The organism is Oricola sp. (assembly GCF_022763245.1).
GTDB lineage: Bacteria > Pseudomonadota > Alphaproteobacteria > Rhizobiales > Rhizobiaceae > Oricola.
In genome coordinates this window covers 199,807-214,132 of sequence record NZ_JALEGV010000011.1, presented here as the reverse complement: position 1 = coordinate 214,132, position 14,326 = coordinate 199,807, and the positions used below count along the sequence as shown (strand labels likewise).

The window sequence follows — 14,326 nt, the reverse complement described above, 5'->3', positions numbered from 1 at the left end:
ACCGGCCGCGGTGCATCCTGGGAGGGGATCGCCACCATGACGCGACACCTCAACATTTCCGACATCCGCGAGGCGGCCCGACGCCGGTTGCCGAAGGCCTTCTTCGAGTTTCTCGACCGCGGCACGGAAGACGAAGAGGCCATGGTAGCCAATCGCGCGGCCCTGTCTGCCCTTCGCCTCAAGCCTGCCGTTCTCAAGGATGTCAGGCGGATCGACACGTCCACCGATATCCTCGGCCGTAAATCGCCGCTGCCCTTCGCGATCGCGCCTACCGGATCGGCCGGAATGCTCGCATGGCGGGGTGAATTGGCGGTCGCCCGCGCGGCAGGCCGTGCCGGGATCCCCTATACGCTCGCGACGAGCTCGACATCGACGATCGAGGAGATCGCGGCCGTGGCGACCGGCGGAATGTGGCTGCAGCTTTATGTCTGGGACGACCGCGAGGCGAGCCTCGAAATCGTCGACCGCGCCGCCCGCGCCGGCGCCGAGGCGCTGCTGATCACCGTCGACACGCCGGTGATGGCGAACCGGGAATACAATGAGCGCAACGGCTTCAGCTTTCCGGTGAAGCCGCGCCCGCTTCTCGTCGCCGACATCCTGTCGCATCCGCGCTGGTTCGCCGGCGTCCTGGCGAAATACTGGATGACCGGCGGGATGCCGCATTACGCCAACTATCCGCGCGCGATGAGCGGGCCCGTGACGCAGGCGCCTCCGCGCCGCGCGAATTCCGCGAGCGTCACGTGGGACGATATCGGCCGCTTCCGCGACCGCTGGAGGGGCAAGCTGGTCCTGAAGGGCGTTCTCGACCCGGCCGACGCGGTGCGAGCCGCCGACATCGGCGCGGATGCAGTCGTTGTCTCCAATCACGGCGGGCGGATGTTCGACGCTGCGCCGTCGAGCATCGAGGCGCTTCCCGGCGTCGTGGCCGCGGCAGGGGATCGGCTGGACGTGCTGTTTGACGGCGGCATCCGGCGCGGCACGGATATCATGCGAGCATTGGCGCTTGGCGCGCGCGCCGTTCTGATCGGTCGCGCGCCGCTCTACGGTGTCGCGGCTGAAGGCGAGGCGGGTGTCGCGCGCGTGATCGAGATCCTGGCGGACGAGCTGGAGCGGTCGATGGCACTGGCGGGGACGACCAGCGTCGGGGCGATAAGCCGTGATTGCATCTGGTGTTCGCAGCCGACTAACGGTTAAAGGCGGGGAGTGTGTGGTGCCCGGCCGGTTCCGGGCGGATCGAATTCCAAGGAGCGCCCATGTCGAAGATCGTCAAGCGGACCCTCGATTTCATCGAGCTCTTCGCCGAAGAAAAGCGTCCCCTGTCCCTGTCGGAGATATCGCGGCTGCTCGATATCCCGATGTCGAGCTGCTTCGACGTCGTGCGTTCGATGCAGGAACGGGGTTACGTTTATGAACTCGGGCAACGCGCCGGATTCTACCCGACGCAGAAGCTGAAGCACCTGGCCGGCGTGATCTCGGAAAACGACCCGATCATGGAGCGGGCCGGGATCAAGCTTCGGGAGTTGCGCGACGAGTTTGACGAATCCGTTTCGCTCGCCCATTCGATCGGCCGCCAGGTCACTTATCTGCTCGTCTTCGAACCCTCGCACGCACTGCGGTTCCTCGTGAAGGTCGGCGACCAGGCGCGCAGCCTTCACGCCACCTCCGTCGGCAAGGCACTGCTCAGCACGCTGTCCTCGGACGCTCTTGAGGAGGAGCTGTCGAAGGGGCTGAAGCCGATGACCGATCACACGATCACCGACCCGGAAGTGCTGCGCAAGGACATCGCGAAGAGCCTGGAGCGGGGCTATTTCCTCAACCAGGAGGAAAGCATCCAGACGGGCCTGACGGTGACCACGCACTTCCGCTGGAACCGTTCGGACTACTTCATCACCATGGCCGGCGCCAATTACCGCATGGAAGGCAAGATCGACAAGGCGATCAGCCGCATGCAGGAGATCTGCCGACAGCTCGAAACTCCCTGATTTTCCGGCAGATTCGCCTCCTTGGCTTGACAAACCGATACTTCGCTGTCTTGAATTTAACTCCGCCCCGGCGAATAAATTCGAGCCGGACAGGTCGGCCAAACAGGGAGGAAATGATGAAAATCCAGTCAATCGCGGCCGCAGGTGCCGTTGTCGCGGCCACGCTTCCGGCGAACGCGCAAGAAGTCTACACGCTGCGTCTCGCGGACCAGTTTCCGCTGACCCACATCGCGTCCGTCGTCACGGTGCAGCCCTTCATCAACAAGCTGGAGGAGCGGTCCGAAGGTCGCATCAAGATCGAACACTACCCGGCGCAGCAGCTCGCCAAGTCCGCCGGCATGCTCGAGGCGGTCCGCACCGGCGTCGCCGATCTCGCCGTGCAGGTCGCGGGCTACGTGTCCGACCGCATTCCGCTGTCGACGGTCGTCGAACTGCCGAGCATCAGCGCCGACATCGAACAGTGCTACACCGCGTTCCAGGCGCTCGCCGATGGCCCGCTGCAGGAAAAGGAATACGGTCCGCTTGGCGTCCGTGCCGTCGAGGTCCAGTGCACGCCTTCGCAGTTCCTGACCACCAAGGCCGAGAGCATCGACACCGTCGACGCGCTAAAGGGCCTGAAGCTGCGCGCCGGCGGCAGTGTCGTCGAACTGACGCTCAAGAACGCCGGTGCGATCCCGATCAACATGGGCGCCCCGGACATCTATGTCGGCGTCGAACGCGGCACGATCGACGGCGCCATCTTCGCCCCGGCCTCCACGCTCGGCTACAACCTCCAGGAAGTCGTCAAGGGCGTCGCCAAGAACATCTCCTTCGGATCGAACTCCGGCGTGATGTTCATGAACGAGCGCAAGTTCCAGAGCCTTCCGAAGGACCTGCAGGACCTGATCATGGAAGTCGGCCGTGAAGTCGGTCGCGACATCGCTGTCGAGTACAACAAGGGCAGCGACGAGGCGATGGCGAAGCTCGCCGAAGCCGGCGTGAACGTCTACGACCTGTCGGACGACGTGGTCGGCGTGATCAAGGACGCGCAGGGCAAGGTTGCCGACGAATGGGCGACGCAGATGAACGGTCGCGGCCTTCCCGGCGATGAAATGCTGGCCGAAGCTCGCAAGGCCGCCGGTCTCGACTGAGCCAACGCTTCACGGCCATAAAACAAAAGACGGACCAGAAACAAGCTAACGGAGGAGGCGCAAGCCTCCTCCGTCTTTCTTTGGTCCGCCACCTGCCGTGAGGCGCGGCGGATCTGGCTCTTGGGATTTGCGAGAGTCGAGAGAACGCTCCGGGCGAAGGATCTTCGACCGGCTTTCGTCGGACTACTGGCGAGACTGTCTGTTGGAGCGCCGCGAGTCCGGGGCGGCGCCGCCGATCGGCACCACGCCAATGACTTCATTGCAGATGGAAGGCTGGACGGCGCTCAGGGCGTCCGCGCGCACCGTGATCGGCCGTGCCGTCAAGCATGGCAGCGAATGGCGCTTGGCGCGAATTGCGGCGGACAAGCGAAGCGTTCCGGGCGGGGAGGATGTCGCCCGGAACGCGATGCCCCCTGAGGGAGCGTTGGCTGCTCTTATTCGTAGTCCGCGGACTGGCCTTCATACGCCACCGGCCAGATGGTCTGGTGGAGAAGGCGCAGGGACAGGATGCCGACGCCGATCGGCACCCAGCAATAGCTCAGATAGGTGGGAAACTGCACGGCGCCGAAGGTCGTCGTGCGCGCCGCGATCCGGCTCAGCGCTTCCTCGCCTGTCAGCCATGTCATCAGCCCGAAGGCGATGAGGCACAGCAGGCTGGTCAGCCGCGCGGCGATCCGGAACGGCAGCTTGTTGAGAGTCGGCGCCATGATGGAGATCGCGATATGCCCGCCGAGCGCCTGCGTGCGTGCCAGTCCCATGAACGTCATGATCACCATCAGGTAGAGCGCCGTGAACTCGTACTGGCCTGTGATCGGCGTATGCAGGAAGTAGCGTCCGAACGCGTCCGCCGTGATCGAAATCATGATCAGGAAGAGCGTCAGCAGCGCCAGCGACATGCCGGCAATCTCGATTGCGGACAGGATGCGGTCGGTTGCTTTTCTCATGATTTGCCTCGATCTCTTTCCGGCTTCTTCAGCCCGGCAGCCAGAGGGAAAGTTGCGGCACGGCGATCAGCAGGCCGAGGATGACCAGTTCGGCGAGGACAAAGGGCCATATGCCTCTGAATACCGTGTTCACGTCGACCTTTGTCACCGAACTGACCACGAAGACGTTCAGCCCCATCGGCGGCGTCACGACGCCGATCTCTCCCGCCTTGACCAGCAGCACGCCGATCCAGATCGGGTCGAAGCCCAACTGCATCAGCAGCGGAACGACCACGGGAACGGTGAGGACCTGGATGGCGAACTGTTCCAGGAAGAAGCCGAGGAAGAGCCAGATCGCCACGACGATCAGCAGGATCGTCCAACGGTTGAGGCCGGCTTCCGTCACCATGACCAGCAGCGACTGGGTCATGCCCGACACGGTCAGGAACAGGCCGAAGATGCCGGCGCCGATGATGATCGTGAAGATCATGATGGAGTTGCGCGCCGAGGCGGCCATGGCGCCGTAGAATTCCTTCCAGCCGATCCGGCGCATCACCACGCCGAAGACCAAGGCGAGGAACGCGCCGACGGCGCCGATCTCGGTGGCGGTGACGGCGCCGCTGTAGAGGCCCGCGAACATCAGCACCATGAAGCCGAGAATCGGCCAGATCGGCAGCAGCGCGCGGACACGCTCCTTGATCGGCGGAGCAGGCGCGACGCTGGGCGCGGAATCCGGTCGCAGACGCACATTCAGATAGATGACGATCAGGAAGGTGAAGCCGGTGATGATCCCCGGGATCAGGCCCGCCAGGAACAGCTTGCCGATCGAGACCTCGGTCAGGATGCCGTAGAAGACGAAGCCGATGGAGGGCGGGATCATGATCGCCAGCGTGCCGACGATCGCCGTGGAGGCGGTGGCGAAGCTGTCGGAATAGCCGAGCCGCTTCATTTCCGGATAGGCCGCGGCCGCGAGCGTGCCCGCAGCGGCGCTCGAGGATCCGCAGATCGCCGCCAGCAATGTTCCGCCGCCGACAGCCGCCATCGCCATGCCGCCGCGAATGTGGCGAAGCCACTTGTCGCCGGCTTCGAAGATGTCGCGGGTGAAGCGGCCGGCCGTGAGGAACTCCGCCATCAGGACGAACATCGGGAGCGTGGTCAGGGTGAAGCTGGCGACCGACTCATAGGGCCCGAGCTGCAAGGCGCCGGAGAGCGGGCCGAAGCCGATGGTCATGTAGAGACCGACCATCCCTGAAATGAGCAGGGCGAATGCCACCGGTGTCGCTGCAAGCAGCAAGATCACGAGCAAGGCGCTCGCCCACAGAAGCGGACTGTCCAACGGTACTCCTCCCCCGCGGCTCCGCCATGACGTGGCTCGCGCGCGTTTCCTATTTTCCGCATGCGCGAATACAAATTCACGACCGCGAATAAGACGTTACGTCCCCCGCGCGAGTGCGTCAAGGCGACTCGCTGCTTCGCTGTCACGATAAATGTTGCGCTCTGTCGAATAATGCGGTTTTGTCTGCGCATCATGCATTCACAATAATGATAAGGCATTCGGGGAGGGGACGCATGCGAATTTGCGTGCTTGGGGCCGGCGCCACGGGCGGCCATTTCGCCTATCGGCTGGCACAGGCTGGACATGAGGTCTCGGTGGTCGCGCGCGGCGCCCATCTCGCCGCGATCCGCGAGAACGGGCTGGGCTTCGTCGGCGGAGAGGAGCGCGGAACGGTCGCGGTTGCCGCCAGCGACGATCCGGCGTCGCTCGGGCCTCAGGACGTGGTCATCGTCGGCGTTAAGGCGACCGGCCTTGCCGCCATGGTCCCGCTTCTGAAGCCGCTTGTCGGTCCGCACACCCTTGTCCTCTTTCCCCAGAACGGCATGCCGTGGTGGTATCCGGTCGGCGAAGACCTGCCGCATGCCTTGCCCGATCTGCCGATCTTCCGGCTGGCCAGGGGATTCCTGGATTACCTCTCGCCGTCGCAGATCGCCGGCGGCACGATCTATTCGGGCAACGAAATCCGCGAGCCCGGCGTCGTGTTCAATTCCTCTCCGGGAAAGAACTTCGTCAGTTTCAGCGAACTGGTTCCGGAGGGCGAGGCGGCGACCGACCGCCTGCTGGATGCGTTTTCCGGCACCGACATGATCGCTTCGCGCCCGGCCGGTGTGCGCTCCTCCATGTGGCGCAAGCTCCTTCAGAACATGAGCGGCTCGGCGATCGCGCTGGCGACCCGCAACCGCTCCTCCATCTCCCGGGAGGATCCGCGTCTCGGCGAGATCTATTCGCGCATCATTGTCGAGGGTAACGCCATCGCCAAGGCGTGGGGCTACGAGGTGGAGATCGACCCCGCCGAGGTGATGGCCAAGATCGCGCATCATCGTCCGTCGCTGCTTCAGGACTACGAGCAGGGCCGGCCGATGGAGATCGGAGAGATCGTGCTCGCGCCGGCCGCATTCGCGCGCGCCGCAGGCGTCCCGTGCCCGTCTCTCGATGCCGTGGCGGCGATCGTCGCGCGCCTGGCGATCGACAAGCAGCTCTATTCCGATGACTGATCGGCCGAGCCTGACCGGCACGATCGGCGCGTTCATCGCGCAATCGCCGCAGCCGCCGGCGGAAACGATCGAGCGCGCCCGCATCAATCTCGTGCACAATCTTTCCGTCGCTCTCGCCGCAAGGACGCGCGAAACCGTCGCCCACCGCGTGGCCGTCGACGGGCGCAGTGGTCCGTCCACGCTGATTGCGAGCGGCAAGCGGACGACGCCGGACTGGGCGGCGCTTGCCAATGGCGCGCTGATGGCGATCCGGTCGCAGGACGACACCCATCTCGCTTCGACATCACATCCGGGCGCGCCGATCACCGCTGCCGCCCTTGCGGTCGCGGAAGCCCGGGGCGCGTCGGGCCGCGATTTTCTCGACGCGCTCGTCTTCGGCTACGAGACGCTCGGGCGCATCGGGCGCGATTTCGACAAGGAAGTCAGCGCGCGCGGCTTTCGCGCGGCGGCCGTTTGGGCCGGTTTCGGCGCTGCCGGTGCGGCGGCGCGTCTGCGCCACCTGGACGGTGTCGCCGCGGGCCACGCGCTGGCGCTGGTCACGCACCAGGCTGGCGGCCTGTTGCAGGTGTGGCGGGAAGGCAGTGCCGAATTCCCGTATCATCTGGGTTTCGGCGCCCGCAACGGCGTGGTGGCCGCCGAACTCGCGGCTGCTGGCGCGACCGCCGGGCGCCACATGCTGGAAGGCGAAGACGGTCTCTATGCCGCTGCCGCCGGTGTGGATCGTCAACCTGTGGAGGCGTTGGAGGCGTTGGGCGAGACGTGGCAGGTCATGGAGGTGACGGTGAAGTCCTTCCCCTGTTGCGCCGTCCTGCAGGGGCCGATGGGCCTGGTCCTGTCCCTTGCCGAGGACATCCGTGGCGCGACGGTGGAACGCTGCGTCCTCTCGCTCAATCCCTTCGAAGCCAATTTCCCCGGCATCGACAATCCGGGCCCGGACTTCGCCAGTGCCACGGCGACCAAGATGAGCGCCCAGTTCTGTCTCGGTGTCGGCCTGCTCGACGGGAGGCTGGCGCTGGACGATCTGCACCGCCTGACCGATCCGGACATCCTGCGCCTGGCTGCCCGCATCGCGGTGGAGAGAGACGAGGGGCTGGAAGAGCGCCAATGCCGCATCGAGATGCAGCTGTCGGACGGACGCACGCTCAGGGGCTCGGTCGACAAGGCCGTGGGTCAGCCGGATTTCGACGAAGCTCGCGCCTTCGCGCTTCGCATGGCGCCGGAGATCGGCACGGAGGAGCGGAAGATCGCCAGGTTGGTCGATGAGATCGAGCGTCTGCACGACGCGCCGAATCTCGATCGTCTCTTCGCGGCTGTCACCGCTGTTGGCACCGAGTCGAATTGACTCCGATCGTGCTGGCCTCCACCTTGTTTGCCAAGGCAAGAGGCGGCGATTCGAGAGGCTTAACAACAGGATGGCGAAACGCGACGATAGCGATGAGCGGCAGGATGTCGACATGCGCTACATTGTGCCGGGGCTCTCGCGTGGCGTCGCGATGCTGCGCCTGTTTTCGCGCGAGCATCCCGAACTGTCCGCCGCGGAACTGGCCGCCGGTGCCGGCGTTTCGCGGTCCACGGCCTTCAGGCTCATCTATACGCTGGAGGCCGAAGGCCTGATCGCGCGTACCGCCGACGGCCGCCGCTACGTGCTCACGGGCGAAGTGCTTGGCCTCGGATACCACTATCTTTCCACGCGCAGCATCGGCGAGGTGGCGCAGCCCTTTCTCGAAGACCTCAGCCGCCGCACCCATCTGTCGACATATCTGGCCGTTCTCGACGGGCGCGACGCCGTCTACACCGCGCATGTTCCGGCCCAGGCGTCCCTTGTGAGCAGCTTGCGGGTGGGCGCACGTCAGGACGCATGGAGCACGTCCAGCGGTCGCATACTGCTCGCGGCGATGGACAGTGCCGCGCTCGACCGGTTCATCAAGCGCCACCTGCCCGCCCGCGAAAAGCTGAAGCCGACGGAGTTGCGCCGCCAGGCCGCTGACGACCGCGAAGCCGGCGTGGTGCACAAGCGGTCGGATTTCGACCCTCACATGGCGAGTTGCGCGGCGGCCGTGCGCGGCGCGAGCGGCGAAGTGGTCGCGGCCGTCACCGCGATCGGTCCCGCGAGCCTGGTGCTCGATCCGGCCTTGGCGGCGAGCATCGAAACCGAGGTCAGGCGTTGCGCCGAGGCGCTTTCCGGCGCGCTCGGCTCGCGCGCCGACTGAGGGCGAAGAAGTCTAGTCGACCTTCTCGCGCGTTCCCTCGGGATCGTGGAGGGCGTCGGCCGGTCCGGCCTTGAGCACCATGCCCGGCAGGTTGCGCCCGAGCAGGTCCTGCGCCAGGCGGGCGGCGTCGAGCAGGCGGTCGAGGTCGAGGCCGGTTTCGATGCCCATGCGATGGCACATATGGACGAAGTCCTCAGTGCAGATGTTGCCGACCGCGCGCGGCGCGAACGGACAGCCACCCAGCCCGCCGATGGAGCCTTCGAAGTCGGTCACCCCGCATTCGAGCCCTGCCAGCGCGTTGGCGAGGCCAAGTCCGCGGGTGTTGTGCAGATGCAGGCCGACGCGCGTGTCGGGATGGCGTTCGGCGAGCCGCGTGACGCGATCCTTCACGGCCGACGGGTCGGCCATCCCGGTCGTGTCGGCGAGATAGATGAGGTCCGTGCCGAGCCCTACCAGGTGGGTGAACAGCCGATCGACCTCCTCGAAGCGGACGGCACCCTCATAGGGGCAGCCGAAGGCCGTCGCGACCACGCCGACGACGCGCGACGGCGTGCCGGCGGCCACCTCGGCGATTTCCTCCAGCGAGCGCATGCCCGTGGCGGTGTCCATCCGGACATTCAGCCGGTTGAACGTGTCGGAGGCCGCGACGCCGCATTTCAGGTCATCGACGCCAGCCGCCACCGCACGTTCCGCTCCCCGCCGGTTCGGTATGAACGCGGCGTAACGGACACTTGGCCGGCGCGGCAGCGCTTCGGCCACCTCGGAGGCATCCGCGAATTGCGGGATCACCTTCGGATGGACGAAGCCTGTCGCCTCGATGCGGGTCAGTCCGGCATCCGCCAGCGCCTCGATCAGGCGCAGCTTGTCGGCGGCAGGCAGCATCGTTTTCTCGATCTGCAGGCCGTCGCGCGGGCCGACCTCGCTGACCGTGACTTTCTGGGGAAGCGACATGTCTGTCCTCAATAGGATTTCGGCATGCCGAGCACGTGCTGCCCGACATAGGCGAGGATGAGATTGTAGGAGATCGGCGCGATGCGGGCGAGGCGTGCCGAACGCCACTTGCGCTCGATGTCGTACTCGCTCGCTGCGGCGAAACCGCCGAAGGTCTGCATGGCGGCCTCGGCGGCGTTCCAGGCCGCTTCCGACGCCATCAGCTTGGCGATGTTGGCGTCCTCGCCGCACGGTTCGCCCGTCTCGAACAGCGCCGTTGCGGCACGGTTGAGCATGTCGGCCGCCTTCCATTCCGCATAGGCTTTGGCGATCGGAAACTGCACGCCCTGGTTCGCGCCGATGGGGCGGCCGAAGACCTCGCGTTCGCAGGCATATTTGCGGGCGCGCTCGATGAAGTAGCGGGCGTCGCCGAGACCTTCTGCGGCGGCGAGAATGCGCTCGGCATTCATGCCGTCGAGGATGTAGCGGAAACCCTTGCCTTCCTCGCCGATCAGGTTTTCGACGGGAACCCGCAGGTTGTCGTAGAACATCTCGTTGGTGTGGTGGTTCACCATCGTGTCGATCGGCTTGATGGTGAGGCCGTTGCCGACGGCTTGCTTCAGATCGACCAGCAGGACGGACAGGCCGTCGGTGCGCTTCTGCACCTGATCGACCGGCGTCGTGCGCACGAGCAGGGTCATCAGGTCGCTCTGCAGGGCGCGCGAAGTCCAGATCTTCTGGCCGTTGACGACATAGTGGTCGCCGTCGCGCACCGCCCGCGTCTTGAGCTTGAGCGTGTCGGAGCCGGTGGTCGGCTCGGTGACGCCGAAGGCCTGGTAGCGCAATTCGCCGGACGCGATGATCGGCAGGTAGCGGTCCTTCTGCGCCTGGGTGCCGTGCCGCAGGATGATGTTCATCATGTACATCTGGGCGTGGCACGCATAGGCGTCGCCGCCGGACGCGTGGATCTCCTCAAGGATGACGGCGCCGGCGCGCAGCGGCAGGCCGGACCCGCCATACTCTTCCGGGATCAGCGCGGCGAGGTAGCCGGCTTCCGTCATCGCCGCGACGAACTCGTCCGGGAAGGCGTCCTTCTTGTCGAGCTCTCGCCAGTAGGAGGTCGGAAATCGGCTGCAGACGGCCTGCACGCCTTCTCGAATTTCCGGGTAGTCGTTTCCGATCTCGACGTGAGCGGTCGCGGCGTCGAATGCCATCGTGTCTGTCCTTTCTAGCGGCCCTTGAATTCGGGCTTTCTCTTTTCGTTGAATGCGCGCACGCCCTCGAGCCGGTCTTCCGTCCCGATGGTGCGGCCATAGGCGAGGATTTCGATTTCCAGCCCGCGCGTGAGGTCGGTCTGCAGGCCGTGGCGAACCGCCTTCTTGATCTGCTGCACGGCGACCGGCGCGTTGGCGGCGATGGCGCGTGCCGTCTCCATTGCGGCGGACATCAGTTCCGCCTGCGGCACGATCCGGTTGACCATCCCCCATTCATGCGCGTCCGCGGCCGAGAAGGGGCGACCGGTCATCATCAGTTCCTTGGCTCGGCGTTCGCCGACGGACCGCGACAGGGTCTGGGTGCCGCCGCCTCCCGGAATGATGCCGCGGGTCACTTCGGGCAGGGCGAAGCGGGCGGTGTCGGCGGCATAGATGAAGTCGCAACACAGCGAGAGTTCGCAGCCGCCGCCATAGGCGACGCCGTTGACGGCGGCGATGGTCGGGGCGGTGGCGTTGAGGAGCGCCCAGGCGCCTTCCTCGATGATGTCGTGCTGGGCGCGCCACTGGTCGTCGGTCATCCCCTGGCGTTCCTTCAGGTCGCCGCCGGCGCAGAAGGCGCGGTCGCCGGTGCCGGTAAGGATGATGGCCCGCCACGGACCGGGATTGCGGCTGAAGGGCGCGAAGAGATCGCGCAGGTCCTCGCAGGTCGCGGTGTCGATGGCGTTCATGACTTCGGGTCTGTCGAAGCTGACCACCAGGATGCCGGGCTCGACTTCCTCGAGCTTCAGGCGCCTCATTGCGGGAAGGTTCGTCATTGGGCTGCTTCTTTCCGGTTGTCCTCGTCTTCGTCGAGCAGGTGGGTGGCGTCGCCGAGCGCCGGCGGGCCGTGCCGCAGCGGCGGACGGACGCCGTCGAATGTCAGCGGCACGCCGATCAGCCGCATGTCGTCTTCGGGAAGCGTCTGCTCCATCTCGACGGCGTCGAATTGCGGATCGGCGACGACTTCGTCGAGGCTGAGGACGGGCGCGGCCGGAACGCCGACGGCGTTGAGCCGCGCGACCCAGTCGTCCCGATCGCCGCGGCCGATCAGGTCCTGAAGCCGGGCGTTCAGCTTCTCGCGGTTTTCCACCCGCTGTGGGTTCGAGGCGAAATCCGGATCGTTGGCGAAGTCGGCGTCGCCGATGACGTCGGTCAGCTTCCTGTAGAGCCGGTCATTGCCGGCCGCCAGCATCAGCCAACCGCCCTTCGCCTCATAGGCCTTGCACGGCGCGTAGCCGAAATTCTCGGTGCCGAATTTGCGCGGCACCTTGCCGTTCAGGAAATAGGTCGCGATCTGCACCGGCACCCAGCCGATGGCCGTTTCGTAGAGGGAGGTGGAGACCTCGGAGCCTTCGCCGGTCAGTTCGCGTTCGCGCAGCGCGGCGAGGATGCCGATGACGGCCCACATGCCGGTGCCCTGATCGACGATCGACGGACCGACCCGGATCGGCTCCTGGCCCTCCAGCCCGGTAATGCTCATGATGCCGCCGCATGCCTGCATCAGCGGGTCGTAGCCCGGCTGCATCTTCTTCGGGCCCTGGGCGCCGAAAGCGTGCATGTCGCACCAGATGAGCTTGGGCGCGTCCGCGCGCAGCGACTTGCCGTCGAAACCGAGGCTCGCGAGCAGGCCGGGCCGCAGGTTTTGCAGAACGATGTCGGCGTGGCGGACGATGAAGTCGCGCAATTTGCCGCGCTCGGCTTCGTCCTTCAGGTTCACCGCCAGCGACTGCTTGTTGCGGTTGAAGGAATTGAAGACCGGCGACATGCCGTTGTCGGCGAAGGGCGGCCCCCAGTTGCGCGCGTCGTCGCCATGCTCCGGGTTCTCGACCTTCATGACGCGCGCGCCGAGATCGGCCAGCACCTGACCGGCGAAGGGGGCGGCAACGGAGGTGGAGAACTCCACCACCGTCAGGCCGCGGAGTGGAAGTTTGTCGTCAGGCATCGGCGAATTCCCGTAGTTCGAAAAGAGAGGTTGTGCTGGCCAGCGCCGGCAGATCGGCAAGCGCTCGGTAGAGGGTGTCGGCCCGCTCCTTCGGCAGGCAGCCGGTGAGGCAGTCGTCGAATTTGCGCTTCAGCGCGTCTGGCCCGGCGGGCTTGCGGAAATGGCCGAGCGGGAAGTCGACCTTGCGCGAGACGAGCACGCTGCCGTCCTTCATGCGGATCGTGACGCGGTCCCAGGGCGAATGGGCCGGCTCGTCCGGCGACCGTTCCTCGAGCAGCGTCATCGTGATCTTGGGCGTCAGCGCGCGAACCGGTTCCGACAGGATGAAATCGTCGGCCAGTTCGCCAAGGCCGCATTTTCGCCGCAGCAGGATCGCGGCGATCGAGAATTGCAGCGAGAATCGTGCCTGCGCCACGGTTTCGGGTTGGCTGTAATGCAGGAGGCCGGCCTGCGTCGCGCCGATCTCGACATCGACCGCGGCCACCTGCGCGGGATCGATGTCATTGTCGGCGGCCAGTTCCGCCGCCGCGTCCAGGGCGCGATGCATGGCGTAGCAGACGGGGTAGAACTTGATGTTAAGGCCTTGCTGCAGGACATGCAGGTCTGCGGCGCGCGGGCCGTCGAGCCGGGCATTGCCGCGAGGCGACAGCGCTCCGAGAAAACCGCGCGGATGCTCCAGCGCGTCGGGCGCGGCCTCCATGCCGGTCTCGGCGAGAGAGGCGGCGACAAGGCCGGCCTGCGCGGCCCGTGCGAGTTGCCAGGGCTTCGTCCAGGTGCCGAACTGCGCCACCAGTCCGCCCGTCATCGACGCGGCGATCGAAATCGCCGTCTGCGTCTTGTTCGTATCCAGATCGCGCAGGGAGGCGATGGCCGCGGCGGCGGCCGGGGGGCCGTAGACCGCGCTTGGATGCCAGCCCTTGCCATGCAGGGGATCCGGCTCGCGCGCGTCGAGTTCGGCCCACACCTCGTATCCGGCGACCCAGGCGGCAATGGCGCGCAGGCCGGGTTTCGGATTGGCCTTCAGTTCGGCGAGGATCGCCGGGACGAGGACCGCGCTCGGATGGCCGGCGATCGCAGTGTCGTCGAAATCCAGGGCATGGGCGGCGATGGCGAGGTGCAGGGCCTCCTCCTGCGCGGGAAGTCCCGAGGCCTGCAGCGGATCGGCCCAAGTGTCGGTTCCAGCCACCTTGCGCATATGCGTGGCGGCGGGCGCGTCCCAGCCGGCATAGAGCACGGCGATGCAGTCGATGAAGCCGCTGAGCGCGATGTCACGCGCCTTGGCGGGCAGGTCGTTTGCGTCCAGCCCGGCCACGAAATTGGCGAGCGAGGCGGTGAGTTCGGTCGGTTCAGGCATCTTGCTTTGTTTCACAATCAAACATATTGATCCTCATATCAACAGAAGCGCG

Annotated in this window: 13 protein-coding genes; 6 read left to right on the top strand and 7 right to left on the bottom strand. The window is 66.0% G+C overall.

The genetic code is table 11. The features are described from left to right. Nucleotides 1-36 precede the first annotated feature (36 nt). The 3 genes from MRY80_RS03830 (at nt 37) to dctP (ending at nt 3,112) form a co-directional block, all read left to right on the top strand. Entirely contained in the window at nt 37-1,194 is a 1,158-nt protein-coding gene (locus MRY80_RS03830; protein ID WP_293288224.1) for an alpha-hydroxy acid oxidase, read from the top strand. A 59-nt stretch (nt 1,195-1,253) separates the two neighbouring features. Then, nucleotides 1,254-1,982 (top strand): IclR family transcriptional regulator, encoded by a 729-nt coding sequence (locus MRY80_RS03825; protein WP_293288222.1) that lies wholly within the window; start codon nt 1,254-1,256, stop codon nt 1,980-1,982. A 116-nt stretch (nt 1,983-2,098) separates the two neighbouring features. Beyond that, a complete protein-coding gene (dctP, locus tag MRY80_RS03820) occupies nt 2,099-3,112 on the top strand; it encodes a TRAP transporter substrate-binding protein DctP (protein WP_293288220.1) in 1,014 nt (337 codons plus the stop codon). A 434-nt stretch (nt 3,113-3,546) separates the two neighbouring features. Here dctP and MRY80_RS03815 read toward each other — a convergent pair whose 3' ends face one another. Together MRY80_RS03815 and MRY80_RS03810 are read right to left on the bottom strand one after the other, a co-directional pair. Then, on the bottom strand, nt 3,547-4,056 hold the full coding sequence (locus MRY80_RS03815) for a TRAP transporter small permease (RefSeq protein WP_293288218.1): 510 nt from the start codon (nt 4,054-4,056) through the stop codon (nt 3,547-3,549). 28 nt (nt 4,057-4,084) lie between these two features. Further along, entirely contained in the window at nt 4,085-5,371 is a 1,287-nt protein-coding gene (locus tag MRY80_RS03810; RefSeq protein ID WP_293288216.1) for a TRAP transporter large permease, read from the bottom strand. Between the two features lie 233 nt (nt 5,372-5,604). Between MRY80_RS03810 and MRY80_RS03805 the strand changes: the two genes are divergently transcribed. The 3 genes from MRY80_RS03805 to MRY80_RS03795 all read left to right on the top strand — a co-directional run bounded on the left by MRY80_RS03805 (nt 5,605) and on the right by MRY80_RS03795 (nt 8,795). Then, entirely contained in the window at nt 5,605-6,585 is a 981-nt protein-coding gene (locus MRY80_RS03805) for a 2-dehydropantoate 2-reductase (RefSeq protein WP_293288215.1), read from the top strand. Further along, nucleotides 6,578-7,927, top strand: a complete 1,350-nt coding sequence (locus MRY80_RS03800) for an MmgE/PrpD family protein (RefSeq protein ID WP_293288213.1) — start codon at nt 6,578-6,580, stop codon at nt 7,925-7,927. The genes MRY80_RS03805 and MRY80_RS03800 overlap by 8 nt, the downstream gene beginning before the upstream one ends. Nucleotides 7,928-8,039: 112 nt before the next feature. Then, the gene (locus MRY80_RS03795) at nt 8,040-8,795 is read left to right on the top strand and encodes an IclR family transcriptional regulator (RefSeq protein ID WP_293288211.1); all 756 of its coding nucleotides are present in this window, start codon (nt 8,040-8,042) and stop codon (nt 8,793-8,795) included. Between the two features lie 12 nt (nt 8,796-8,807). On the opposite strand, the gene MRY80_RS03790 is transcribed toward MRY80_RS03795, so the two are convergent. From MRY80_RS03790 to MRY80_RS03770, 5 genes are read right to left on the bottom strand one after another with little or no spacing between them, the layout of a single operon-like run. Then, nucleotides 8,808-9,746 carry a hydroxymethylglutaryl-CoA lyase gene (locus MRY80_RS03790; protein WP_293288209.1) on the bottom strand — a complete coding sequence of 313 codons (939 nt, stop codon included), beginning with the start codon at nt 9,744-9,746 and terminating at the stop codon, nt 8,808-8,810. Nucleotides 9,747-9,754: 8 nt separating this feature from the next. Then, entirely contained in the window at nt 9,755-10,939 is a 1,185-nt protein-coding gene (locus MRY80_RS03785; RefSeq protein WP_293288207.1) for an acyl-CoA dehydrogenase family protein, read from the bottom strand. Between the two features lie 14 nt (nt 10,940-10,953). After that, nucleotides 10,954-11,754, bottom strand: coding sequence for an enoyl-CoA hydratase-related protein (locus MRY80_RS03780; protein WP_293288204.1), 801 nt, complete (start codon nt 11,752-11,754; stop codon nt 10,954-10,956). Further along, nucleotides 11,751-12,920 (bottom strand): CoA transferase, encoded by a 1,170-nt coding sequence (locus tag MRY80_RS03775; RefSeq protein ID WP_293288201.1) that lies wholly within the window; start codon nt 12,918-12,920, stop codon nt 11,751-11,753. Before MRY80_RS03775 ends, MRY80_RS03780 begins: the two co-directional genes overlap by 4 nt. Beyond that, nucleotides 12,913-14,274, bottom strand: coding sequence for an MmgE/PrpD family protein (locus MRY80_RS03770; RefSeq protein ID WP_293288198.1), 1,362 nt, complete (start codon nt 14,272-14,274; stop codon nt 12,913-12,915). Before MRY80_RS03770 ends, MRY80_RS03775 begins: the two co-directional genes overlap by 8 nt. Between the last annotated feature and the right edge of the window lie 52 nt (nt 14,275-14,326).

What these genes read in the sequence shown, in the direction of transcription:
- MRY80_RS03770 (WP_293288198.1), bottom strand. Translation starts at nt 14,274, where the DNA reads ATGCCTGAACCGACCGAACTCACCGCCTCGCTCGCCAATTTCGTGGCC.
- MRY80_RS03790 (WP_293288209.1), bottom strand. Translation starts at nt 9,746, where the DNA reads ATGTCGCTTCCCCAGAAAGTCACGGTCAGCGAGGTCGGCCCGCGCGAC.
- MRY80_RS03785 (WP_293288207.1), bottom strand. Translation starts at nt 10,939, where the DNA reads ATGGCATTCGACGCCGCGACCGCTCACGTCGAGATCGGAAACGACTAC.
- MRY80_RS03815 (WP_293288218.1), bottom strand. Translation starts at nt 4,056, where the DNA reads ATGAGAAAAGCAACCGACCGCATCCTGTCCGCAATCGAGATTGCCGGC.
- MRY80_RS03805 (WP_293288215.1), top strand. Translation starts at nt 5,605, where the DNA reads ATGCGAATTTGCGTGCTTGGGGCCGGCGCCACGGGCGGCCATTTCGCC.
- MRY80_RS03825 (WP_293288222.1), top strand. Translation starts at nt 1,254, where the DNA reads ATGTCGAAGATCGTCAAGCGGACCCTCGATTTCATCGAGCTCTTCGCC.
- MRY80_RS03780 (WP_293288204.1), bottom strand. Translation starts at nt 11,754, where the DNA reads ATGACGAACCTTCCCGCAATGAGGCGCCTGAAGCTCGAGGAAGTCGAG.
- MRY80_RS03775 (WP_293288201.1), bottom strand. Translation starts at nt 12,920, where the DNA reads ATGCCTGACGACAAACTTCCACTCCGCGGCCTGACGGTGGTGGAGTTC.
- dctP (WP_293288220.1), top strand. Translation starts at nt 2,099, where the DNA reads ATGAAAATCCAGTCAATCGCGGCCGCAGGTGCCGTTGTCGCGGCCACG.
- MRY80_RS03795 (WP_293288211.1), top strand. Translation starts at nt 8,040, where the DNA reads ATGCGCTACATTGTGCCGGGGCTCTCGCGTGGCGTCGCGATGCTGCGC.
- MRY80_RS03830 (WP_293288224.1), top strand. Translation starts at nt 37, where the DNA reads ATGACGCGACACCTCAACATTTCCGACATCCGCGAGGCGGCCCGACGC.
- MRY80_RS03800 (WP_293288213.1), top strand. Translation starts at nt 6,578, where the DNA reads ATGACTGATCGGCCGAGCCTGACCGGCACGATCGGCGCGTTCATCGCG.